Raw genomic sequence first — 19,235 nt, forward strand, 5'->3', positions numbered from 1 at the left:
ATGGCTATTGAGCATCCCAGTGCCGAGCAATTACTGGAGGCGGTTAGTGAGTTTTTAAAACAGTCGATACTACCCGTCGTGGACGCGCCAGCCCTGTCGTATCAATTGCGGGTGGCAATCAATGGCCTTGGTATTGTCGGTCGCGAGTTGAACGCGGGGGGAAGTCAGCAGCGCGACGAGCAAGCCTTGCTCGCTGAATTTCTCGGCCAACAGGGCGAGTTGGCAACACTGCGTGAACAGCTTCGCGCCCATATTGAGAGCAGCGACGCGCCCTACCGCGACCCGGCTTTGCTGGAAATGTTGCAAAAAATCAGCGACGCCAAACTGGCTATCGACAACCCGAAATATCAACCGGTGCCGCCATCAGGTGCGGGCATTCGGTAATAACCTGAACGTGTTTTAACAAGCAATACAACAATAAGGAGAACAACATGGATCTGAATAACAAAGTGGCACTGGTTACCGGCGGCGCGTCGGGCTTGGGAGAGGCGACCGTACGCGCCTACGCTGCCAGAGGCGCCAGGGTTGCCATCTTCGATATGAACGAGGTTCGCGGTAACGCCTTGGTGGAAGAGTTGGGCAGCGACCGCGCGGCGTTTTACAACGTCAACGTCGCGGATGAACAGTCGGTGGCCTCGGCCATCGATGCCCTCGTTGAAAAGTTTGGCGGCCTGCATATCTGTAACAACTACGCCGGCATTGGTAACGCGATTAAAACCCTTGGTAAGCAGGGTGTTTTTCCGCTCGATGCCTATAAAACCGTTATCGATGTGAACTTGATTGGCACCTTTAATGTTGCCCGCCTCGCTGCAAAAGCGATGGCTGACGCGGCGCCGTACCAGGACAACGCCCGTGGCGTCATTATTAATACCGCTTCGGTTGCCGCCTACGAGGGGCAGGTAGGGCAAGTGGCCTACAGTGCATCAAAGGGTGGCGTGGTTGGCATGACCTTGCCAATGGCGCGCGACCTTGCCAGTTACGGCATTCGTGTAAACACCATTGTGCCGGGTCTTATTCATACGCCGCTGTTTGAAACTCTTTCGGAGGTGGCATACAAGTCGCTGGAAGCCAGTGTGGTTAACCCGCAGCGTTTGGGTCGCCCAGAGGAAATTGCTCACCTGTCGGTGATGATCGCCGAGAATGAATACATGAACGGCGAGTGTATTCGTCTCGACGGCGCCATTCGTATGCAGCCGCGCTAATCGCGCGGCACTCCTCCTATAAAGCAACGGCGAGGCGACAGCCATGTTTACTAATTTTAATCAGTACCACGCCTTTCATGCGCAGCGTCGCAGCGACGCCATGATGCTGCAAGACGACAGCCAGACACTAACCTTTGGCCAGGCCTGGGACTACGTGGGTACCATAGCCGGCGCCATGCAAGGTCAGGGCATTCGCAAAGGCCAGCGCGTGGGCATACTGGCAAAAAACTCTGTCGACAATTTATGTGTATTCCTCGCCTGTGCGCGCATTGGCGCGATTGCGGTGGGCCTCAATTACCGACTGAGTGAGGGCGAGCTGGAATATATCGCCGACGACGCGCAGCTGGTCGCGCTGTTTCTGGACGCAGAGTTCGACAGTCTGTGCGGGCCTGTAATGCAGGCACTGCCGCGCATTTACCTTGCGCCGACAGCAGGGCAAGACGACCTTAAAAACTGGTGCAAGGGGGCGAATGCCGCCGCCGAGGTGGATATCGCAGGCGACGATATTCTGTTTCATATGTACACCAGCGGCACCACCGGCCGCCCAAAGGGCGTGTTAATTAGCCATAGCAATGTACTGCTGAATAGTTATCAGGCGTCAATGAGTACCGGCGTGTGGCCGGCCGAAAACGACAAGGCCTTGGTGATTGCGCCCACCTTCCATGCGGTGGGTCTGGTGGGGGCGATGCTCGGTGTGATATACGGCTCGGCGATGGTGATTCATCGCGACTACGATCCGGTGGGCATGATCGAAACGCTGGCCAACGAGAAGATCACCACCGTGGCAGTGATTCCGGTAATGCTGCAGTTTTCGCTGGCAATGGTCGAGAATATTGAGCGCTATGATTTCTCTGCGCTAAAAACCATTAACTACGGCGGGTCGCCCATTTCTGAAAGTTTGCTGCAGGATTGTATGCGCATATTTGGCTGCGACTTTGTGCAGGGTTACGGGCAAACCGAGGCGACGATGGGCCTGACGTTTCTCACTGCTGACGATCACCGCCGCGCTTTGGCGGGTGAGCCGGGACTGCTGCGATCCTGCGGTCGTGCGGTGTTTGCTACCGCGTTAAAAGTGGTTGATACCGACGGCCGTGAATGCGCGCCGGGCGAAGTAGGCGAGATACTCGCCAAGGGTCCGCAGATTATGCAGGGCTACTGGCAACGACCCGAAGCGACCGCCGATACCATTGTTGATGGCTGGCTGCATACCGGCGATGCGGGCATTATCGATGAGCGCGGCTATGTGTTTATTCAAGACCGCGTGAAAGACATGATTATCTCCGGTGGCGAAAATATTTATCCCGCGGAAATTGAAAATCTATTGATGTCGCACCCGGAAATTTCCGACGTGGCGATTATTGGTGTGCCCGACTCGCGGTGGGGGGAAGTGCCCCTTGCCGTTGTAGTCTCGGCGCCGGAGTGTGAAATCACCCTGGCGGAAATGAAAACGTTCTGCGAAGGAAAACTGGCGGCATTTAAGGTACCTAAACATATCTGTTTTGTTCCAGGACTGCCGCGCAATCCATCGGGAAAAATTTTGAAGAAAGAACTCCGCGAAATGTTTGCCGAGCAATACCGGCTAGACAACAGCGAAATGGCGTAAGGGAGTTAGGACATGTCGACAGCAGAAACCATCAAGGCAGCGCGAAAACCCACTTCTGATATCGATCACCTGCCGGGAGATCGCGGGGCCTTGCCAATTTTGGGTGACACCATACCGTTTCTTACCGACTACTTTGCCATGTCGATGGAAAAGTATCGCAAGTATGGTCGAATTTTTCGCAGCAATGCGCTGCTGCAAAAAACGGTGGTAATGGTCGGGCCAGAAGCCAATGAAATATTGCTGAAAGACAGCGAAAAACTATTTTCCAGTAAGCGTGCCTGGGATCCTTTCCTGGATCGTTTGTTTCCCAACGGGCTGATGCTGATGGACTTCGCCGACCATAAACTCAATCGGCGAATACTGCAGTCGGCGTTTAAAAAAGATGTACTGGCAAAGTATGTCGATACCATGAACCCGATGATCGATCAGCGCCTTGCGCAGCTGCCTGCTGGGCAGCAGGTCATGTTTAAAGACGAGATTAAAGCGATCTTACTCGATGTGGCGGCCCAGGTATTTATGGGCGTCGATATCGGTGACGACGCGCAAAAAATTAACCGCGCCTTTGTTCACGCAATGGAGGCGTCGCTGGCTGTTGTAAAGTTGCCGATTCCCGGAACAACGTGGAAAAAGGGTTTGGATGGCCGCAAAACACTGGAACGTTTTGTCGAGCAACATATTCAGAAAAAACGCGAGCAGGAAACCGATGATTTCTTCTCGCAGTTTTGTCACGCCAAAGATGAAGATGGCAACTTCCTCGATGACAAAGCCGTTCGCGACCATATAATCTTTCTGCTGTTCGCGGCCCATGACACGACCACCAGCACGCTGTGTTCAACAATATATTTATTGGCAAAAAATCCTGAATGGCAGGAGAAATTGCGCGAAGAATTTGCCGGTATCGATAGCGACTCGCCGAGCTTTGACCAGCTTGCTGAGTTTTCTCTGGCGGGCTTTGTAATGCAGGAAACGCTGCGTATGTACCCGCCGGTGGCGGTGGTGCCACGGCGCACGGTGCGTGAAACGGAGATATTCGGTTACCGTATTCCAGCCAATACCTCTATTGGCATTTCGCCGCTGATGACTCACTACCTGGAAGAGTGGTGGAGTGAGCCCACGCGCTTTGACCCAATGCGTTTCTCACCAGAGCGGGCTGAGCACAAAAAGCATTTCTACCAGTGGTTACCTTTCGGTGGTGGCAGCCACAAATGTATCGGCCTGAATTTTGCGGAGATTCAGGTGAAGATTGTGTTGTTTCATTTGTTAAAGCGTTACCGTATTGACGCGCAGCCCGGCTACGAAATGCCCTACAATCCGGTGCCGATTTCCTTCCCAACCGATGGCCTGCCACTACGCTTTATGCCATTAGCGGAGTAGTTTGGCGGCGACCCAGCGCGCTGCCTCGTCGGCACTACCGGCGTGTGGCAGGTGCTGGATTTGCGGCTCAGCGATACCCACTGCGATTAATAAGCGTGCTCGATGATGGGCGTCGGTTTCATCGTGGCCCATGGCGACAAATAGCTGCGCGACAAAGTTCATTAGCAGTTGGTCGGCATGGTGCACGGCCGCGGCGACGGCGTCTTCTTCGCGCGCCCAATTGCGCATGACTTGATCCAGGCGTGAGAAATTACTGCTCAGCCAGAAGCTGATCAGCTCTTCAAACGCGCGCTCGGGTTTGTCGTGGGCACTTTGGCGAATGCGCTGATGAATGCTCTGCTGAAACTCGTCGGCCCAAAACGCCACCAGCGCCTCGATCAGTTGCGCCCGCCCTTTGAAGTGCCAGTAAAAGCTCCCCTTAGAAACACCCAGCTGCTGACATAGGCTGTCTATGGTCAGCGCTTTCACATTGCCTTCATTGGCCAGTGTTTCCAATGCAGCGTGAATAAACTGCGTTTTTGATTTGCGGCTTTTTTGTGGCTGCGGGTCGCCCATGCATCACCTAATTTAGTCAAATATATTGACAATGTTATTCCCATACCATACGGTATGGTATGTAGTGGTTGTACTCACAATAATCGATAAGAATGAGTAGACGCAATGTTTGTTGAGCAATTATCTGCAGCGCTGGTGCCCTACTATCTGCAAATAAAATTTTTCCATGTGGCCTGTGCGATGATCTGGTTGGCCAGCACATCGGTGGCCTATATCAATTACCTGCTGCCGGCGATTAAGGCCTGGCAGCGCGCGCCGGACGACGAGCGCTTGCTGCGTCAGCGCAATATTGCCATGGAGCGCTTTGATCAGGGCGTGGTACTGGAGCACGTGGCCTTTCCGCTATTGCTGCTAAGTGGTTTGTTACTGCTGACGGCTGGCCCCTGGGGGCTGGCACATTTCTGGCTGAGCCTAAAGTTGTGCATTGTGGTGCTGGTGTTTCTGCCTATCGAGGCAATGGATTATTGGTTGTCGCACTTCGGTGGTAACAAGCGTGCCATTCGCGTGTCGGGGCAGGGTGATGTCGCCCTGAGCTACGAACAGGCCATCGCCCATCATTGGTTGTTCTTAGTAGTGAGTACGCCGGTAATTTCAGTCACCGGCTTATTGGTTCTTTACCTCGCGGTTGTTAAACCCGTTTAAAACGAGCGACTTGATAATGAATAATAAAATGTCTGCTGCGCCGTCCCCGCAAACGCTGAGCAAAATCGCCATTGCTATGGGGGCTTATGTTTTGCTGGTGATCTGGCCCTGTTTTGATGCCCTGCGCCTGTTTATTGCTGAAGACAACCGGGCGTTTAGCCTGCATCACTTAGCGGTGGCTGTAGGCAGTGCACTGGCGGTGACTATTTTTTCCCAGCGGGTGATGCTGTCGCTATGTCGGCCGCCCGTCGATAAAGCGGTTCACTTTGCGGAGGGGGAAGTGCGATGAACAAGGCAATGAAAACGCACTGCTTGTGTGGGCTGGTTATTGGTCAGTTGTTGGCGTTACCTGCAATGGCAGCAGAGCACAAGCGCGCCTCTCATATCGAAGAAGTGATCGTTACTGCGCAAAAGCGTTCCGAGTCGATTCAAGATGTTCCCATCGCGGTATCTGTGCTCAGTGCTGAGCGCATGAAAAATTCTGCCATCGCGTCTTTTGAAGATATTTCTCTGGCCAGCCCGAATACGGAAATTAATATGACGCCTGGTTATGTGCAGGTGGGTATGCGCGGCCTGAACTCGCCGATTAATGATGGCATGGAGCAGGCGGTAGGGATCTATGTGGACGGTATCTACTACGGCAAAATGGCTTTCCTGCAAGATGCCTTTCTCGATCTGGCCCGAGTGGAAATGTTGAAAGGGCCGCAGGGCACACTGTTTGGTAAAAATACGGTGGCCGGCGCAATAAGCATCAGTACCGCCCAACCTGAGGAAGAGTGGCGGGTATCGGCCAGCGCAGCTCATGGGCAGTTTTCCGGTGAAAAATATGACGCCATGATCAATGCGCCGCTGGTGGAAGACCGGCTGGCTCTGCGCGTCGCGGCAACGAGCGACCGCCGCGATGGCTATGTAAACAATGTGTTGCGCGGCACAGATGAAAAGCGCGTCGACAAAGAGGGGTTGCGCGCCAAGCTGTTGTTTACGCCGCTGGATACCTTGACGGCCGTGTTGACCTACTACCAAGGCGAGTCACGCGACAGCGGTCAGGGATGGGAGCCCTTCGTGCTGGGTGGCGACGCCGCTCTTGTACACGGTTTGTTTGACCCGAATCTAGAAGCCAACTTTGATTACCGCAGCCACGCCGACGCGCCGAATGAAAGCTGGAGCGACACCGAAGTGTGGAATCTGGAGGCGAACTGGGATGTCGCCGAGCACCGGCTAACGCTGATCGCCAGTGACGCGCGTGCCGAGGAATGGCTATATCTGGATGCTGATACGGCCTCGGCACCGATCGCCGACTGGGGGCGAGAAACCGACTACCGCCAGCAAATGCTGGAGCTGCGTTTGAGTTCGCCACCGGGCAAGCTGGAATACTTAGTGGGTGCTTTTGCTTTTCAGTCTGACAATGACCTGACCGGCGAGCTGCGCATGCTGCCCAAGGGGCCGCTTCAGGGCTTGTTACTGCCCGCGCTCGGTTTGGATGTTGTGACCGATCTGCTTGGCGGCGTGCTGACGCCATTGCTTGACCCCCTCGATAATCTATTGGGCGCGTTAACCACCGATGCCTTGCACCAACGTTTTATTCAACATACCGAAACCCTGGCGCTGTTCTCGCAACTCACCTGGAATATCACTGACCGATTGAGTCTGGTGGCGGGCTTGCGGGCATCGGAGGAAAAGAAAAAGGTAGACCTGGACCAGAATTATGAGCAAACCGGCTTGCTGTTGCAGTCCGCCTTCGGGGTGACCGAGTACCAGCTGAAGGACACGCGGGAAGAGTCCAATATCGCCCCCAAGCTATCGATGAAATACAGCCTGGACGACGATTTGATCTACGCCAGCTATTCAGAAGGATTTAAAGCGGGAGGCTATAACCCGCTGGCACGCACGGCGGATGAGTCCGGCTTTGATCAGGAACGCGCCAAGGCCTATGAGCTGGGCTACAAGCTCACTGCCTACGACGGCGTACTTACGATTAATACCGCGCTCTACCACACTGAATTTAGCGATATGCAGATACAGGCATTTATCGGCAACGGCTTTATTGTGAACAATGCCGCGAAGGCGACCACTGAGGGGGCGGAGATTGATATCAGTTGGCAGCCCTGGCGTGGCAGCCAGTTCTTTGCGAGTTGGGGCTATAGCGATGCCCGCTTCGACAGCTATAAAGACGGGCCTTGCCCGGCGTCATCCAATGAAGAAACCTGCGATCTAAGTGGATCGCAGCTACCCCGCGCACCGAAAATCAGTGCCACCGCCGGCTTTAATGTTGCCGTACCGTTGTGGCAAGAAAAAGTCGCCATGATGGTCGGCGCTGATATGAGCTGGCGCGACCGGATATTGTTTGACCTGGATGCCGACCCCATCGACAGCCAGGATGCGTATCATCTGATTAATCTTCATGCCGGCATCGTCGATCCCAATGGGCGTTGGCAATTTATGGGGCATATTAAAAACCTGGAGAACAAAACCATCCGTCATTTTGCAGCAGATATGCCCATCTTTAGTGGCTCTCATATGGGATTTTTGATGCCGCCCCGCATGTTCAGTGCTGAGCTGCGGTTCGCACTTTAGCGATTTTCTTGGAGTAATTGACGGTGCTGTGAAGCGATGGCTATTTTGCACCTCTCGCGCTTGCTAGGCTGGAAAAATTCTAACAAAAAGCCAGTAGTGCAGAGGCGCCATGACTTCCCGCAGAGACTTTATTCGTTCTAGTGCCGCCGTTGTTGCCTTGGGCGCCACGGCCTGTGGCGGCGGTGGAGGTGGCGCCGGCAGTACAAATAATGATGAGGCTAACGACATTGTTATGTCGGAAGTTTCGTCGACAGATACTCCCCAGCCCGATCTTCCCCCGGCACCTGCAGAGCTACACTTGCTCAAACGCGCCACGTGGGGGCCTACACCGCAGAGTATGCAGGCAGTGGCGGAAGCTGGCGCAAATGCCTGGCTTGAGCAGCAGCTGTCGATGTCGGCAGCGCGCGACGCTGACGTTGAGGCAGAGGTTAATTTCCGCTGGCCTACGGTCAACTACGACGGCTGCCGCCTTGCTCAGCTCAATGATGATCGCCGGGCGATGCGAGAGCTGCGCAGTGCGACGCTGTTTCGGCGGGTTTTTAGCCGTCGGCAGTTGTTTGAGGTGATGGTCGATTTTTGGAGCGATCACTTCACGATCTATCACGGAGATGGCATTGCGCGTCACATGAAGACGGTGGACGATCGCGATGTTATTCGGGCAAACGCGCTGGGAAGTTTTCGCGGCTTACTTAATGCGTCAGCTAAAAGCCCGGCAATGTTGGAATACTTGGATAATCGTCGCTCCACCAAAAAGCACCCCAACGAAAATTACGCCCGCGAACTGATGGAGCTACACACATTGGGTGTGGGCGGCGGGTATACCGAGGACGATATCTGGGAAGTTGCTCGGGCATTTACCGGCTGGGGTATTCAAACCGGTGGCGACGACCGTTTGTGTTTGGCGAATAACCACCACGGCTTTCTATTCGACGACGAACAACACGATAGCAACGAAAAGCGCGTACTGGGTCACACCCTGCCAGCAGGCAGAGGCATGGAAGATGGTGAGCAAGTGCTGGATATCCTCGTCGCCCACCCTTCAACGCGGCGATTTATTGCCAGTAAGTTATACCGGCGATTTGTGCGCGATTCTGCTGCGCCGGAGGCCTTTATTTCCTCGGTAGCGGCAGCCTGGGGGGAGCATGGTGATATTCCGGCAATGCTTCGAGCGGTATTTAGCAGCGAGGAATTTCATAACGCGGCAGACGCAAAGCTAACACGGCCACAAGAGAGCGCAATTGCGCTGGTGCGCGCTCTGGAACCGGAGATGAATGACAGCCTCACCTTGTCGGATTTATTGCGGGCCTCGGCTATTCCCGATCTCTACAGTATGTTGGGCTTGGCGAATATTGATGCCCTGCCCGAACTCGACTTTGGCTTGCTGGACCCGCTGGATATTGACCTGAACCCGACCTATGAAGGGCCGAATAGCGACAGCATGATCTCGCGTACCGGCCATGTTCCCTTTCAGTGGCCTAGCCCCGACGGCTACCCGGATAGCGAGGGCTACTGGGCCAGTGTTAATGGCCTACTCGAGCGTTGGCGCCACGTTATCAGTGTCGCGGGGCAGTCCCGCAGCGAGGGCGTGAGTAACGCCGCTTGGGCTGCAGACCAGCAGGAGGAGCCCGGCGAGGCACTGGCGGCCATGCGCCGGAAGTTGCTGATGCGCGATATCGACGACGCGACGGCCAGCCGTTTGCTGGCGGCTGCCCAGACTCACGCGAGCGGCGAACGCGCGGCATCCACCGAACAATTTTGGCGGCGCTTAATGGCGCTGTTGCTGATCTCTCCCTATGCCCAACGGCGTTGATGGACTTCGGTAGTAAAAGAAAGGAAATACGATGACTTATACTCGCCGAGAGCTTTGGAATACCCTCGTCGATAGTGAGGTGAGCAGGCAGAGCCAGTTTACCTCGGCAAAACACACCCTGGTTGTGGTGTTTATGCGCGGCGCGGTGGACGGCTTGAATGTTGTGGTTCCCCACGGCAGCGACGACTACTACGCGCGCCGTCCGGTGGTGAGAGTGCCGCGGCCGGATCAATCCAACGGTGCCTTGGATCTGGACGGTTTCTTCGGTTTACACCCGTCGCTGGCTGGGCTGCTGCCCGCCTGGCAAAACGGCCGTATGGCCGCTGTTCACGCCGCTGGATCGCCCCATGAAAGCCGTTCACATTTTGATGCTCAGGCGATTATGGAAAGTGGTGTTCAAGACCCCAGTGCGACCTTAACCGGGTGGCTTGGTCGACACATTGCGCATACTCACAGCGGCCCGTCGGCGTCGCCGTTTCGCTCGGTAGCCATCGCCTCTGCGGCACCACAGAGTTTGCAGGGCTCGGTGCCGCCACTGGCGCTGGCGCAGTTTGACCGCTTCAATTCGATAGTGAAGCAGGGCGATGACTTCCTGAACGCCGTGCGCAGCATGTACGGTGACGAGACGGCGTTGTCGATTCAAAGCCGTTTGTCGTTGGATGTTGTGCAGGCGCTTGCCGCCGCCGATCCCGCGTCACTTGAGCCCCAAAACGGCGCGCAATACGCCAACAATGCCTTTGCCCGAAATATGCGCAAGGCTGCGCAGTTGATTCGCGCGGGTATAGGCAGTGAATTTATCAGTGTTGATATTGGTGGCTGGGACACCCATGTGAATCAGAACGGGGCGTTGCGCAATAACCTGGCGGCAATGGGTGATGGCTTAGCGGCTTTCATGCAAGACCTCGGCGACGCCATGTCGCGAGTGACGGTGGTAACAATGAGTGAGTTTGGTCGTCGCGCGACAGAGAACGGATCGCTGGGTACCGACCACGGTCACGGCAATGCCATGTTGCTAATGGGCGCCGGCGTCAACGGCGGGCAGGTTGTCAGTGACTGGCCCGGCTTGCAAGACGATGACCTCGATCGCGGTGACCTGCAGGTCACCACGGATTACCGCCAGGTGTTGTCGGAGTTGCTGCAGACCCAAAGCAGTCGTCTCGATATCGCCAGGGTATTTCCTGGATACAACTACCCCGGCGGACTTGGTCTTTTTCGCTAAATTATAAATCGCGAGCGTTGATGTAAGCCTGCTCGGAAATATGGTGGTAGTTTTTCGCGCCTTCTAGGAATTGCTTCCAGCTGGTGTAAACCTGCTGGGTGAGTTCATCAGTTTGTGCCAGCTCCGCCAGGTAGTCGTCAGAGGTTTTGTGCAGCGCGCGAATCACATCATCGGGCAGCTTGCGTAGCTGCACGTCGTGTTGCTCTACCAATTCCTGTAAGGCGTTATTATTGCGCGCGGTGTATTCGTCGAGCATATCGGCGTTGGCATAGCGCGCCGCAACCTCAACAATGGCTTGCAGGTCTTCGGGCAGAGCTTCAAAAGCCTGCTTGTTCACGATTAGTTCGAGAGTCGAGCCGGGCTCATGCCAGCCTGGATAATAGTAATAACGCGTGACCTCGTGAAAGCCGAAGGCCAGATCGTTGTAGGGTGCCACCCACTCGGTGGCGTCGATCACGCCGGTTTGCAACGAGGTGTACAGCTCGCCGCCCGGCAGCGTTACCGAGGTGCCGCCCAGGCGGTTTAATACTTCACCGCCCGAGCCGGGAATGCGCATTTTCAGCCCTTTGAGGTCGTCGACCGAGTTAATCTCTTTGTTAAACCAGCCCGCCATTTGCACGCCGGTATTGCCGCCGGCCATGGGAATCAAATTAAAGGGGGCATAGGCCTCGCGCCACAATTCCAAGCCGCCGCCGTGGTAGAGCCAGCCATTCATTTCCTGTGCGCTCATACCAAAGGGCACGGCGGTGAAGAAGATTGATGAGGGCAATTTGCCCTTCCAATAATAGGCCGCGCCGTGGCCCGCCTGAACGCTACCAGCAGAGACGGCATCGAACACGCCGAGGGCAGGAACCAGTTCACCGGCGCCATAAACGCTGATTTGCAGGCGGCCGCGGCTCATGCGGTTGACGACCTCGGCAAACTTTTCTGGTGCGGTGCCCAGGCCGGGAAAGTTTTTCGGCCAGGTGGTGACCAGTTTCCATTGATACACTCGCTCACCGCCCAGGGCGGCAGTTCGCGCGTTGTCATCGGCGACATAGTGCCGGCTGCGCTCGCCCACATAGAGCCAGCTCATGGCGACCAGCGCGGCAACCAGGGCCAGAATAATGAGCGGGGTAGTGCGCGCGTTTGAAGAGCGGTTCATAGCGTTACCTTATTATTGTTGTGAGCCGGTGCGATTACAGCAGCTCCAGATTGGCGTACTGCAATACCAGCCATTTGCTGCCTTCGTCCTCAAAATTTACTTGTACCCGAGCGCTGGCGCCCTGGCCCTCGAAGCTGAGCACGGTGCCCGCACCAAAAATACTGTGCAGCACGCGCTGACCCAGAGCGATACCGCAGTCGGCGGCGGCCTGAGCAGCAATATTGCCGCTGGCAAAGCTGCTCGGACGGGTCACAGTATTGTTAATACGCACTTCGTTGATGAGCTCGTTGGGGATTTCGCGGATGAAGCGCGACAGACTGTTGAAGTTCTCTTGCCCGTGCAGTCGCCGTGACTCGGCGTAACTCAGAAACAGCTGCTGCTCGGCGCGAGTAATACCCACATAGGCGAGGCGACGTTCTTCTTCAAGGCGTGCGGGGTCGTCCATCGACATCTTGTGGGGGAACAGGTTTTCCTCGACGCCCACCATAAACACGATGGGGAACTCCAGACCTTTGGCGGAGTGCAGGGTCATCAGTTGAATGCTGTCTTCGTGCTCGTCGGCCTGCTGTTCACCGGCATCGAGGGCCGCTTGGTCGAGGAATTCGCGCAGCAAATCGGCATCCGGGTCCTCCGGGGTAAAGCTACGCGCGGCACTGACCAATTCCTGCAGGTTTTCTATGCGCGCCTGCCCCTTCTCGCCTTTTTCCTTTTGGTGGAAGGCGATCAGTCCGGCTTTGTCGATGACTAAATCCACCTGCTCATCCAGCGACTGGTCACTGCACTGTTCGGCGAGGTCTTCGACCAGTGACAGGAAGCCGCGCAGGGCGTTGCCGGCGCGCGCGGTGAGGGCGCCGTTTTGAATCATCGCCATGGCCGACTGCCACAGCGACAGTTGGTGGTCGCGAGCGTATTCACGCAGCATTTCCACCGTGCGATTGCCGATGCCGCGCGTGGGCGTGTTGATCACCCTTTCCATGGCGGTGTCGTCGTCGCGCAGGGCGATCAAGCGCAAATAGGCGAGGGCGTTTTTAATTTCCAGGCGGTCATAGAAGCGCTGGCCGCCGTAGATGCGATAGGGTTGGCCGCTGCGAATCAGCGCCTCTTCCAATACCCGCGACTGGGCATTGCTGCGGTATAGAATACCGATGTCGGCGCGGCGATAGTCCTGGCGGAGCAACTCGTCGATACGGTCGGTGACAAAGCGCGCTTCGTCCTGCTCATTGAACGCGGCAAACAGGGTGATGGGCTCGCCGTCTTCGCCGCTGGTCCAAAGCTCTTTACCCAGCCGCTGGCTGTTGTTTTTGATCACCGCATTGGCGGCACTGAGAATGGTGCCGGTGGAGCGGTAGTTCTGCTCCAGGCGAATAATGCGGGTATCGGAAAAGTCCTTCGAGAACTGCTGAATGTTCTCAATGCGCGCGCCGCGCCAGCCGTAAATGGACTGGTCGTCATCGCCCACGGCAGTAATGGGCATGCCATTGCCGGCAAGAATCCGCAGCCAGGCGTATTGCACGGCGTTGGTGTCCTGGAACTCGTCGACCAGCACATGTTTAAAGCGCTGTTGATAGTGGGCGAGTACCGCCGGGTTGTCGCGCCATAACTCCAGGGCGCGGAGCAGCAACTCGGCAAAGTCGATAACCCCCTGCTGCTGGCAGATCTCCTCGTAGCGCCGATAAACCTTCAACATGGTTTGCAGGTACAGGTCGCCACCCGGGTCATCAATGTGGGCGCTGCGTCGACCCTCGTCTTTGTGGCCGTTGATAAAGTAACAGGACTGGCGCGGTGGCCAGCGCGAATCATCCAGTTGCAGTTCGCGGTGGATGCGCTTCATCAGCCTAAGTTGGTCGTCGCTGTCGAGAATCTGAAAATTCTCCGGCAGACCGGCTTCGCGGGCGTGGGCCTTTAATAGGCGGTGGGCAAGGCCGTGGAACGTGCCCACCCACATACCACCTTGCAGGCTGCTGCCCAGCAGCTCCTCAATACGGCCGCGCATCTCCCGCGCCGCCTTGTTGGTAAAGGTAACCGCCATAATGCTGTACGGCGACAGGCCCTCTACCTTTATCTTCCAGGCTATGCGGTGAACCAGCACGCGGGTTTTGCCACTACCGGCCCCCGCCAGCACCAGTGTGCCCGGGCTGTCAGCGGTTACCGCGTCGCGTTGCGCGTCGTTGAGTTGATCGAGAATATAAGATACGTCCATGGGCGGCTATTCTATCGGGAATGGCCGACGCTGGCACCTGACTCTCAATCATCTATGCGCTGGGGAGTATAGGTTCAATCGATACAGGCGTGCCATTGAGGCGGGGGACATTCGATAGGGGATCGACGTCGTCATTGGAGACGAGTAAGTTGCGGTTAACGCCGCCATGGTGGCGACTGCTACCCCGACTAGCGTTAAACGTCCGATAGCCCCAGCCATGCTCCATGACGGCGACACCGCTGCGCACTTCGTCGGACAGCCTTATCTCGGCCTCAATACTGCCGCTGGCCGAAGACAGCTTCACTTTTTGGCCATCGATTAATTTCAGTGCTTCACCTTCTTTGCGATTGATCTCGACGTTGTTGCCTGTCATCTCGCGTGAATTCATACCTTCCATGCTGGTTTCGATAGACCAGGAGTTCATCATTTTCATGCGCCGTCGGGAGATAAGTTGAAATGGTCGCAATGGGTTGTGTGTTGCTGGTTCTGCGAGGCGATGCCGTAGCACCTTCACAAATGCGGAGGGCGCTAGGTCTATGTGACTATTTTGTTCACGTAACTTACTAAATAGCAGGCCGAATTCCGGACGTTCGGTAGGGTCGCCTATGCCGTGGGTAGCATCGACAATATCGCGCCAGCGAATCTGTGAGTTGCCATGTATTAACAGCCTTGCCATAAGCATTGGGTTAATCGTTAGCTGGTTCCAGCCGGTCCATTTGGCCAGATGTTTGCTAGCCTTGATCAGTGGATTCAGCCAAGTCTTGCCGGGTATCAGTGGTTTTCCCATTGCCAAGGTTAGGTCGCGTAGAAATTCCCACTCATATCGCATTCCCTGTGGTGGTGATACCGCCGCTCGGCTTAGTTGTGCTCGCGGGCTGGGGCTCAGCGCTTGAATTAAGGGATTGATCTCTGTGCGCTCCAGAAAATGATCGCCAGGAATTAGCCAGTCGGCGTGGCGATGACTTTCTCGCTGGAATTGGTCGATCACCACCAGGCAATCCAACTGCGCCAAAGCTGCATCTAGAGCGTTGCCGTCTGGGCCGGAGACTACCGGATTGCCGCTGTTGATAATCATGGCGCGAATCTGCCCAGGGCCCGGTGTGGTGATTTCCCCGGGAAGCTCCGCGAGGCTATGTGCTCCGGCTACATTTTTGTTGCCGCGTACACGACTGACGGCCTCTGAGTGGGGAAATAGGGTGTCGCCGACATCCAGTAAATCTAAAATACCGCTAACGTAGTAAAGTCCTCCTTCACTTTCGACGCGCCCGGTGATGTAGTTCAGGACCTTTACCAACCACAGTGCTAGCACGCCATTACGCCCTTGGCTGACTCCTGTTCTGGCAATGGCCATAGCGCTGGGTGCGCGGGCAAAATCTCTAGCCAGTGTTTTAATGTCATTCAATGGCACATCGCAGCAGGCACTGAGCGCATCAAGGTCTGCTGTTGCCGCGATGGCTTGGATGGTATCTAGGCCTTTGAGAATGTCGTTGCTTTGGGGGGTGTGCCAGCCGTTTTCCAGAATCAGTTTTATCATGGCGAGCACCAGCGCCCAGTCGCTCTCTGGCAGCGGAGCAATGTGGCGAGTCGCTTTCGCCGCGCACTCTGTCCGGCGTGGATCGACCACTACCAGTTCGGCGCCTGCCGCTTTGCGAGCGAGTACGCGTTTCCAACCATCCGGCGAATAGCCGATCCAGCACATGGTGCTGATCTGTGGATTGGTGCCGATCAGCAGATAATAGTCGCAGTGATCAATATCTGCTTGAAGACTCACCCAAGCATTGCCGTACATGGCGTCGGAGACCACATGAAGGGCATTCTGATCTACCGACCCCACCCAGAACCGACTCTCTGTGCCGATCGCATCCAGCAACATGGTATGAAAAAGTGCGCTACCGAAGTTGAAGCCATTGGGATTGCCGGTGTAGCTACCGATGGCATTGGGACCATGCTGATCGATCAAGCGGTTGAAGCGGGCGGCGATATTCGTAATTGCCTCTTCGTAGCTGGCAGCAACATAGCGGTCGCCTACGCGTTTCATTGGCGTGGTAATTCGGTCGGGATGGCGGAGCGACAAGTGCGACTTGGCGCCCTTGATGCAGTAGTCACGCCAACTGTAGGGGTTGTTCTTGTCTGGCTCGACTTTCAGTACTCGGTTACTGTCGGTGGTGACCGTTAGCCCACAGCCCTGTTCGCAAATGCCGCAGATCGTATGGCAAGTTTTCATCGTCAATTCCTTTTGTTTTTATTAAATGAGGACTGATGAGATGACCATACTAGGTATGTACCAAAAAGATGTCAAAAAGAAACTATTTCCAAGTGTAAATAAAAATGAATGCGCAACCCGCGTCTACCTGTAAAGTTTGCATAGGGTACAATCGCGTTATATCTGCCAGTTTGAGTGTGTCGTGAAACCCAGAAATATCATCCGCGCCATTGAAACCAGCCGCGAGGCCATGCGCCGCAGCGAGCGCAAGGTGGCCGACTATATCCTCGCCAATCGCCGCGAAGTGATTCATATGCGCATTGTTGATCTGGCGCAGGAAGCCCACGTTAGCGAGCCAACTGTGGTGCGCTTTTGTCGAGCGGTCGGTTGCGACGGTTTTCAGAATTTCAAAGTGGCCCTGGCTCAGCATGTGGCGCACAGTCCTGAATATGAGGCGGTGAGCTACGGCGATGAAGACAGTGCTCGGCAGTACACCTTTAAGGTTTTCGACGCCACTATGGAAGCACTTAAGCGGGTGCGCGACAGCATAGAAGTGGATGCCATTGAAAAAGCTGTGGAGCTGCTCAGCAATGCGCGCCGGGTGGAGTTTTACGGTTTTGGTGCTTCGGCAGCGGTTGCCCACGATGCTCAGCACAACTTCTTTCGCCTGCAAATCAGCGCCAGCGTCTATGCCGACCCCCACGTGCAGGCCATGTCGGCGATGTCCCTGCACGCCGACGATGTGGTGGTGGCTATCTCCCAGTCCGGCCGTACCCGGGCCTTGCTAGATGCCATCAAACTGGCCAAGAACAACGGCGCGCCGGTTATTGCCCTGGCGCCGTCAGGCAGCCCTATCGCAGAGCTGAGCGACCTACCAATCTACGTGGATGTCGATAACGACAAAGGCGCTTACACGCCGCTGCCTTCACGGCTGGCCCATATGACGGTGCTCGATATTTTGGCGGTGGGTATTTCCGCCAGCAAAGCCGGCTTGCGCGAGCACCTTGAAAGTATTGAGCAGGGCCTGCAGTCGTTGCGCTTGGATGGGCCGGATAGTTAATGTTGCCAGATCAAGACTCTTCTATACCCCAGTCTTGGGGCCAGGCAGAAGGAATGTCTTGATAGATGGCTTCGCGGCCGTCGCGGCGCGCGGCTTTCTTCTCTTCTAGGTTTGTGGTGATGCCTAGCATAATCTGGTTGCGATTCTCTAACTCCATCGCCGCCTCTAAACCAGGTACTTCAAGGTTCGCCCAGCAGGTTTGCTTGGTCATCGCTAGGCCGTGGGGGCTCCATTTGCACATAGCGCTAGCGATATCCAGCGCGCGCGCCAGGACTTGGTCGGCAGGCACAGTTTCGCTAACTAGACCAATTCTCTCCGCTTCCTGGGCGCCTACATTGCGTCCGGTGAGTAAAATTTCATTTGATCGGGAAGCACCTATTAATCGAGGTAAAAGCCAACTTACGCCTAGCTCAGTGCTGGTTAAGCCATTCACTATTCCAGTGCTATTAAATACCGTATTGTCAGCGCAAATCCGCACATCTGCGCCAAGAGTAAGGCAAAAGCCGCCCCCGTAGGCGACGCCATTTACCGCTGCAATGATGGGTTGTGGAATTCTACGCATCATCGGGACGACCTTAGAAAAATGCTCGATGGCACGCATGGCCAATCTGGGAACGGTTAAGCCATCAATATTTGGGATAACACCGGAATTATCGAGGTCGAGGCCTGAGCAAAATCCTCTGCCTTCACCTGTCATAATGACGACTCGCGTGCTGTTGTCCTGGCCGACTCTTGTCAGGGCATCCGCAATACCACTCATTAGCTCCGCGTTCATTGCGTTAAGCTTTTCTGGCCGATTGAGCCGGATAACACTGATATATTTTTCGGGTTTTTCTAGTTTCACGCAGTCATTGCTATTCATGTGTTGACCTTTTTATTGAAGATTATGATTAGTGTTGACGATATGCATTGACGCAGTATCGGTAGGCTTAATGCGGCTGAGGCAATAAGTCAGCCGTCTAAAATGAGGCTGGCAATGTGGTTTTTCAGTTCTTCCATTCTTTGAGAAGCGGGGTAGCTTGGGTCGCTAACCCAGCTCAAGATAATCCCGACCGCTGCATTTACCGTGAGGTCGGCAATAAAGCTCTCATCAAAATCATCCCTCGTATCACTACATTTTTTGCATTCACTGAAGTAGTGAACAGCGGACTGTCGAAATTCAGAGAACTTGCCCGAGTAAGAAGAGAGGCGCATTGTCATGTTTTGAATCAGTTGAATAAACGCGCCCATTCTCTCGCCGGTATACGCAGTGAAAGGCATGCTTAGCTGAGTAAACGTTTCGTCTATCCGTGCCCGAGTGCCTGCAACTTCACTTAGGGTGTTGGTAAAAGCAGCAATAGCTCCGGTAAACATGACTCTTTGGCTTACGCTATCGAGAATCTCTTCTTTGCTGGAAAAGTGGCTATAGAGTGTCTTTCTCGCAACGCCTGCCTCCTGGCAAAGGGCTGTAACGGTTATCTCTTGGAAGCCCATTCTGCCAAGCAACTCCAGGTAGGCATCAATAATTTTTAAACGGGTCTGTTTCTTACGACTGACGCTCGCCGTCATGTAGGTTTCCTTAAAACTCTTATTAATCAGTGCCTTGCAGCAGTTTTCAGAGGTGCGCAAGGAAAAGTAGACTGTCGGTCTACTTTGGGTATAATTAGGTA

The 19,235-nt window shown here is 55.1% G+C and carries 16 protein-coding genes; 10 read left to right on the top strand and 6 right to left on the bottom strand.

The features are described 5' to 3' along the window. The 4 genes from ABNS66_RS01700 to ABNS66_RS01715 are packed head-to-tail and all read left to right on the top strand — an operon-like array spanning nt 1 to nt 4,179. The gene (locus tag ABNS66_RS01700) at nt 1–384 is read left to right on the top strand and encodes a DUF6285 domain-containing protein (RefSeq protein ID WP_286839492.1); all 384 of its coding nucleotides are present in this window, start codon (nt 1–3) and stop codon (nt 382–384) included. 47 nt (nt 385–431) lie between these two features. Further along, the gene (locus tag ABNS66_RS01705; RefSeq protein ID WP_286839495.1) at nt 432–1,202 is read left to right on the top strand and encodes an SDR family NAD(P)-dependent oxidoreductase; all 771 of its coding nucleotides are present in this window, start codon (nt 432–434) and stop codon (nt 1,200–1,202) included. A 43-nt stretch (nt 1,203–1,245) separates the two neighbouring features. Continuing rightward, nucleotides 1,246–2,805 carry a long-chain-fatty-acid--CoA ligase gene (locus tag ABNS66_RS01710; RefSeq protein ID WP_286839499.1) on the top strand — a complete coding sequence of 520 codons (1,560 nt, stop codon included), beginning with the start codon at nt 1,246–1,248 and terminating at the stop codon, nt 2,803–2,805. Nucleotides 2,806–2,817: 12 nt separating this feature from the next. After that, nucleotides 2,818–4,179: a cytochrome P450 gene (locus ABNS66_RS01715; RefSeq protein ID WP_286839500.1), complete on the top strand. Its 1,362-nt coding sequence runs from the start codon at nt 2,818–2,820 to the stop codon at nt 4,177–4,179. Here the strand turns inward: ABNS66_RS01715 and ABNS66_RS01720 are convergent. Beyond that, entirely contained in the window at nt 4,168–4,734 is a 567-nt protein-coding gene (locus tag ABNS66_RS01720; RefSeq protein ID WP_286839502.1) for a TetR/AcrR family transcriptional regulator, read from the bottom strand. The genes ABNS66_RS01715 and ABNS66_RS01720 overlap by 12 nt on opposite strands. 105 nt (nt 4,735–4,839) lie before the next feature. On the opposite strand from ABNS66_RS01720, the gene ABNS66_RS01725 reads away from it, so the two are divergent. The 5 genes from ABNS66_RS01725 (at nt 4,840) to ABNS66_RS01745 (ending at nt 10,979) form a co-directional block, all read left to right on the top strand. Next, on the top strand, nt 4,840–5,376 hold the full coding sequence (locus ABNS66_RS01725) for a hypothetical protein (protein WP_286695433.1): 537 nt from the start codon (nt 4,840–4,842) through the stop codon (nt 5,374–5,376). Between the two features lie 16 nt (nt 5,377–5,392). Continuing rightward, nucleotides 5,393–5,665 carry a hypothetical protein gene (locus ABNS66_RS01730; RefSeq protein WP_286695434.1) on the top strand — a complete coding sequence of 91 codons (273 nt, stop codon included), beginning with the start codon at nt 5,393–5,395 and terminating at the stop codon, nt 5,663–5,665. Next, nucleotides 5,662–7,950, top strand: a complete 2,289-nt coding sequence (locus ABNS66_RS01735) for a TonB-dependent receptor (protein ID WP_286839505.1) — start codon at nt 5,662–5,664, stop codon at nt 7,948–7,950. Before ABNS66_RS01730 ends, ABNS66_RS01735 begins: the two co-directional genes overlap by 4 nt. Nucleotides 7,951–8,059: 109 nt before the next feature. Then, nucleotides 8,060–9,760: a DUF1800 domain-containing protein gene (locus tag ABNS66_RS01740; protein ID WP_286839506.1), complete on the top strand. Its 1,701-nt coding sequence runs from the start codon at nt 8,060–8,062 to the stop codon at nt 9,758–9,760. A gap of 31 nt (nt 9,761–9,791) precedes the next feature. Beyond that, complete coding sequence (locus ABNS66_RS01745; RefSeq protein WP_286839508.1) at nt 9,792–10,979, top strand: DUF1501 domain-containing protein; 1,188 nt, start codon at nt 9,792–9,794, stop codon at nt 10,977–10,979. Nucleotide 10,980: 1 nt separating this feature from the next. Here ABNS66_RS01745 and ABNS66_RS01750 read toward each other — a convergent pair whose 3' ends face one another. From ABNS66_RS01750 to ABNS66_RS01760, 3 genes are read right to left on the bottom strand one after another with little or no spacing between them, the layout of a single operon-like run. Continuing rightward, nucleotides 10,981–12,123, bottom strand: a complete 1,143-nt coding sequence (locus ABNS66_RS01750; protein WP_286839511.1) for a TRAP transporter substrate-binding protein — start codon at nt 12,121–12,123, stop codon at nt 10,981–10,983. 34 nt (nt 12,124–12,157) lie between these two features. Next, nucleotides 12,158–14,323, bottom strand: coding sequence for a DNA helicase II (gene uvrD, locus ABNS66_RS01755; RefSeq protein WP_286839513.1), 2,166 nt, complete (start codon nt 14,321–14,323; stop codon nt 12,158–12,160). Between the two features lie 52 nt (nt 14,324–14,375). Next, nucleotides 14,376–16,547, bottom strand: coding sequence for a molybdopterin-dependent oxidoreductase (locus tag ABNS66_RS01760; RefSeq protein WP_286839515.1), 2,172 nt, complete (start codon nt 16,545–16,547; stop codon nt 14,376–14,378). A 181-nt stretch (nt 16,548–16,728) separates the two neighbouring features. Between ABNS66_RS01760 and ABNS66_RS01765 the strand changes: the two genes are divergently transcribed. After that, nucleotides 16,729–17,586, top strand: a complete 858-nt coding sequence (locus ABNS66_RS01765; protein ID WP_286695441.1) for an SIS domain-containing protein — start codon at nt 16,729–16,731, stop codon at nt 17,584–17,586. Between the two features lie 10 nt (nt 17,587–17,596). Here the strand turns inward: ABNS66_RS01765 and ABNS66_RS01770 are convergent, their stop codons facing one another. Together ABNS66_RS01770 and ABNS66_RS01775 are read right to left on the bottom strand one after the other, a co-directional pair. Further along, on the bottom strand, nt 17,597–18,448 hold the full coding sequence (locus tag ABNS66_RS01770) for an enoyl-CoA hydratase-related protein (protein ID WP_286839516.1): 852 nt from the start codon (nt 18,446–18,448) through the stop codon (nt 17,597–17,599). Between the two features lie 89 nt (nt 18,449–18,537). Then, nucleotides 18,538–19,134 (bottom strand): TetR/AcrR family transcriptional regulator, encoded by a 597-nt coding sequence (locus ABNS66_RS01775; RefSeq protein WP_286695443.1) that lies wholly within the window; start codon nt 19,132–19,134, stop codon nt 18,538–18,540. Nucleotides 19,135–19,235: the final 101 nt, after the last annotated feature.

This window comes from uncultured Spongiibacter sp. (assembly GCF_964011655.1).
Taxonomy (GTDB): Bacteria; Pseudomonadota; Gammaproteobacteria; order Pseudomonadales; family Spongiibacteraceae; genus Spongiibacter; species Spongiibacter marinus.

Excerpts from the sequence above, each read along its gene's own strand:
- ABNS66_RS01715 (WP_286839500.1), top strand. The coding sequence starts at position 2,818 with ATGTCGACAGCAGAAACCATCAAGGCAGCGCGAAAACCCACTTCTGAT.
- ABNS66_RS01710 (WP_286839499.1), top strand. The coding sequence starts at position 1,246 with ATGTTTACTAATTTTAATCAGTACCACGCCTTTCATGCGCAGCGTCGC.
- uvrD (WP_286839513.1), bottom strand. The coding sequence starts at position 14,323 with ATGGACGTATCTTATATTCTCGATCAACTCAACGACGCGCAACGCGAC.
- ABNS66_RS01725 (WP_286695433.1), top strand. The coding sequence starts at position 4,840 with ATGTTTGTTGAGCAATTATCTGCAGCGCTGGTGCCCTACTATCTGCAA.
- ABNS66_RS01775 (WP_286695443.1), bottom strand. The coding sequence starts at position 19,134 with ATGACGGCGAGCGTCAGTCGTAAGAAACAGACCCGTTTAAAAATTATT.
- ABNS66_RS01705 (WP_286839495.1), top strand. The coding sequence starts at position 432 with ATGGATCTGAATAACAAAGTGGCACTGGTTACCGGCGGCGCGTCGGGC.
- ABNS66_RS01770 (WP_286839516.1), bottom strand. The coding sequence starts at position 18,448 with ATGAATAGCAATGACTGCGTGAAACTAGAAAAACCCGAAAAATATATC.
- ABNS66_RS01730 (WP_286695434.1), top strand. The coding sequence starts at position 5,393 with ATGAATAATAAAATGTCTGCTGCGCCGTCCCCGCAAACGCTGAGCAAA.
- ABNS66_RS01750 (WP_286839511.1), bottom strand. The coding sequence starts at position 12,123 with ATGAACCGCTCTTCAAACGCGCGCACTACCCCGCTCATTATTCTGGCC.
- ABNS66_RS01745 (WP_286839508.1), top strand. The coding sequence starts at position 9,792 with ATGACTTATACTCGCCGAGAGCTTTGGAATACCCTCGTCGATAGTGAG.
- ABNS66_RS01760 (WP_286839515.1), bottom strand. The coding sequence starts at position 16,547 with ATGAAAACTTGCCATACGATCTGCGGCATTTGCGAACAGGGCTGTGGG.
- ABNS66_RS01700 (WP_286839492.1), top strand. The coding sequence starts at position 1 with ATGGCTATTGAGCATCCCAGTGCCGAGCAATTACTGGAGGCGGTTAGT.
- ABNS66_RS01735 (WP_286839505.1), top strand. The coding sequence starts at position 5,662 with ATGAACAAGGCAATGAAAACGCACTGCTTGTGTGGGCTGGTTATTGGT.
- ABNS66_RS01740 (WP_286839506.1), top strand. The coding sequence starts at position 8,060 with ATGACTTCCCGCAGAGACTTTATTCGTTCTAGTGCCGCCGTTGTTGCC.
- ABNS66_RS01720 (WP_286839502.1), bottom strand. The coding sequence starts at position 4,734 with ATGGGCGACCCGCAGCCACAAAAAAGCCGCAAATCAAAAACGCAGTTT.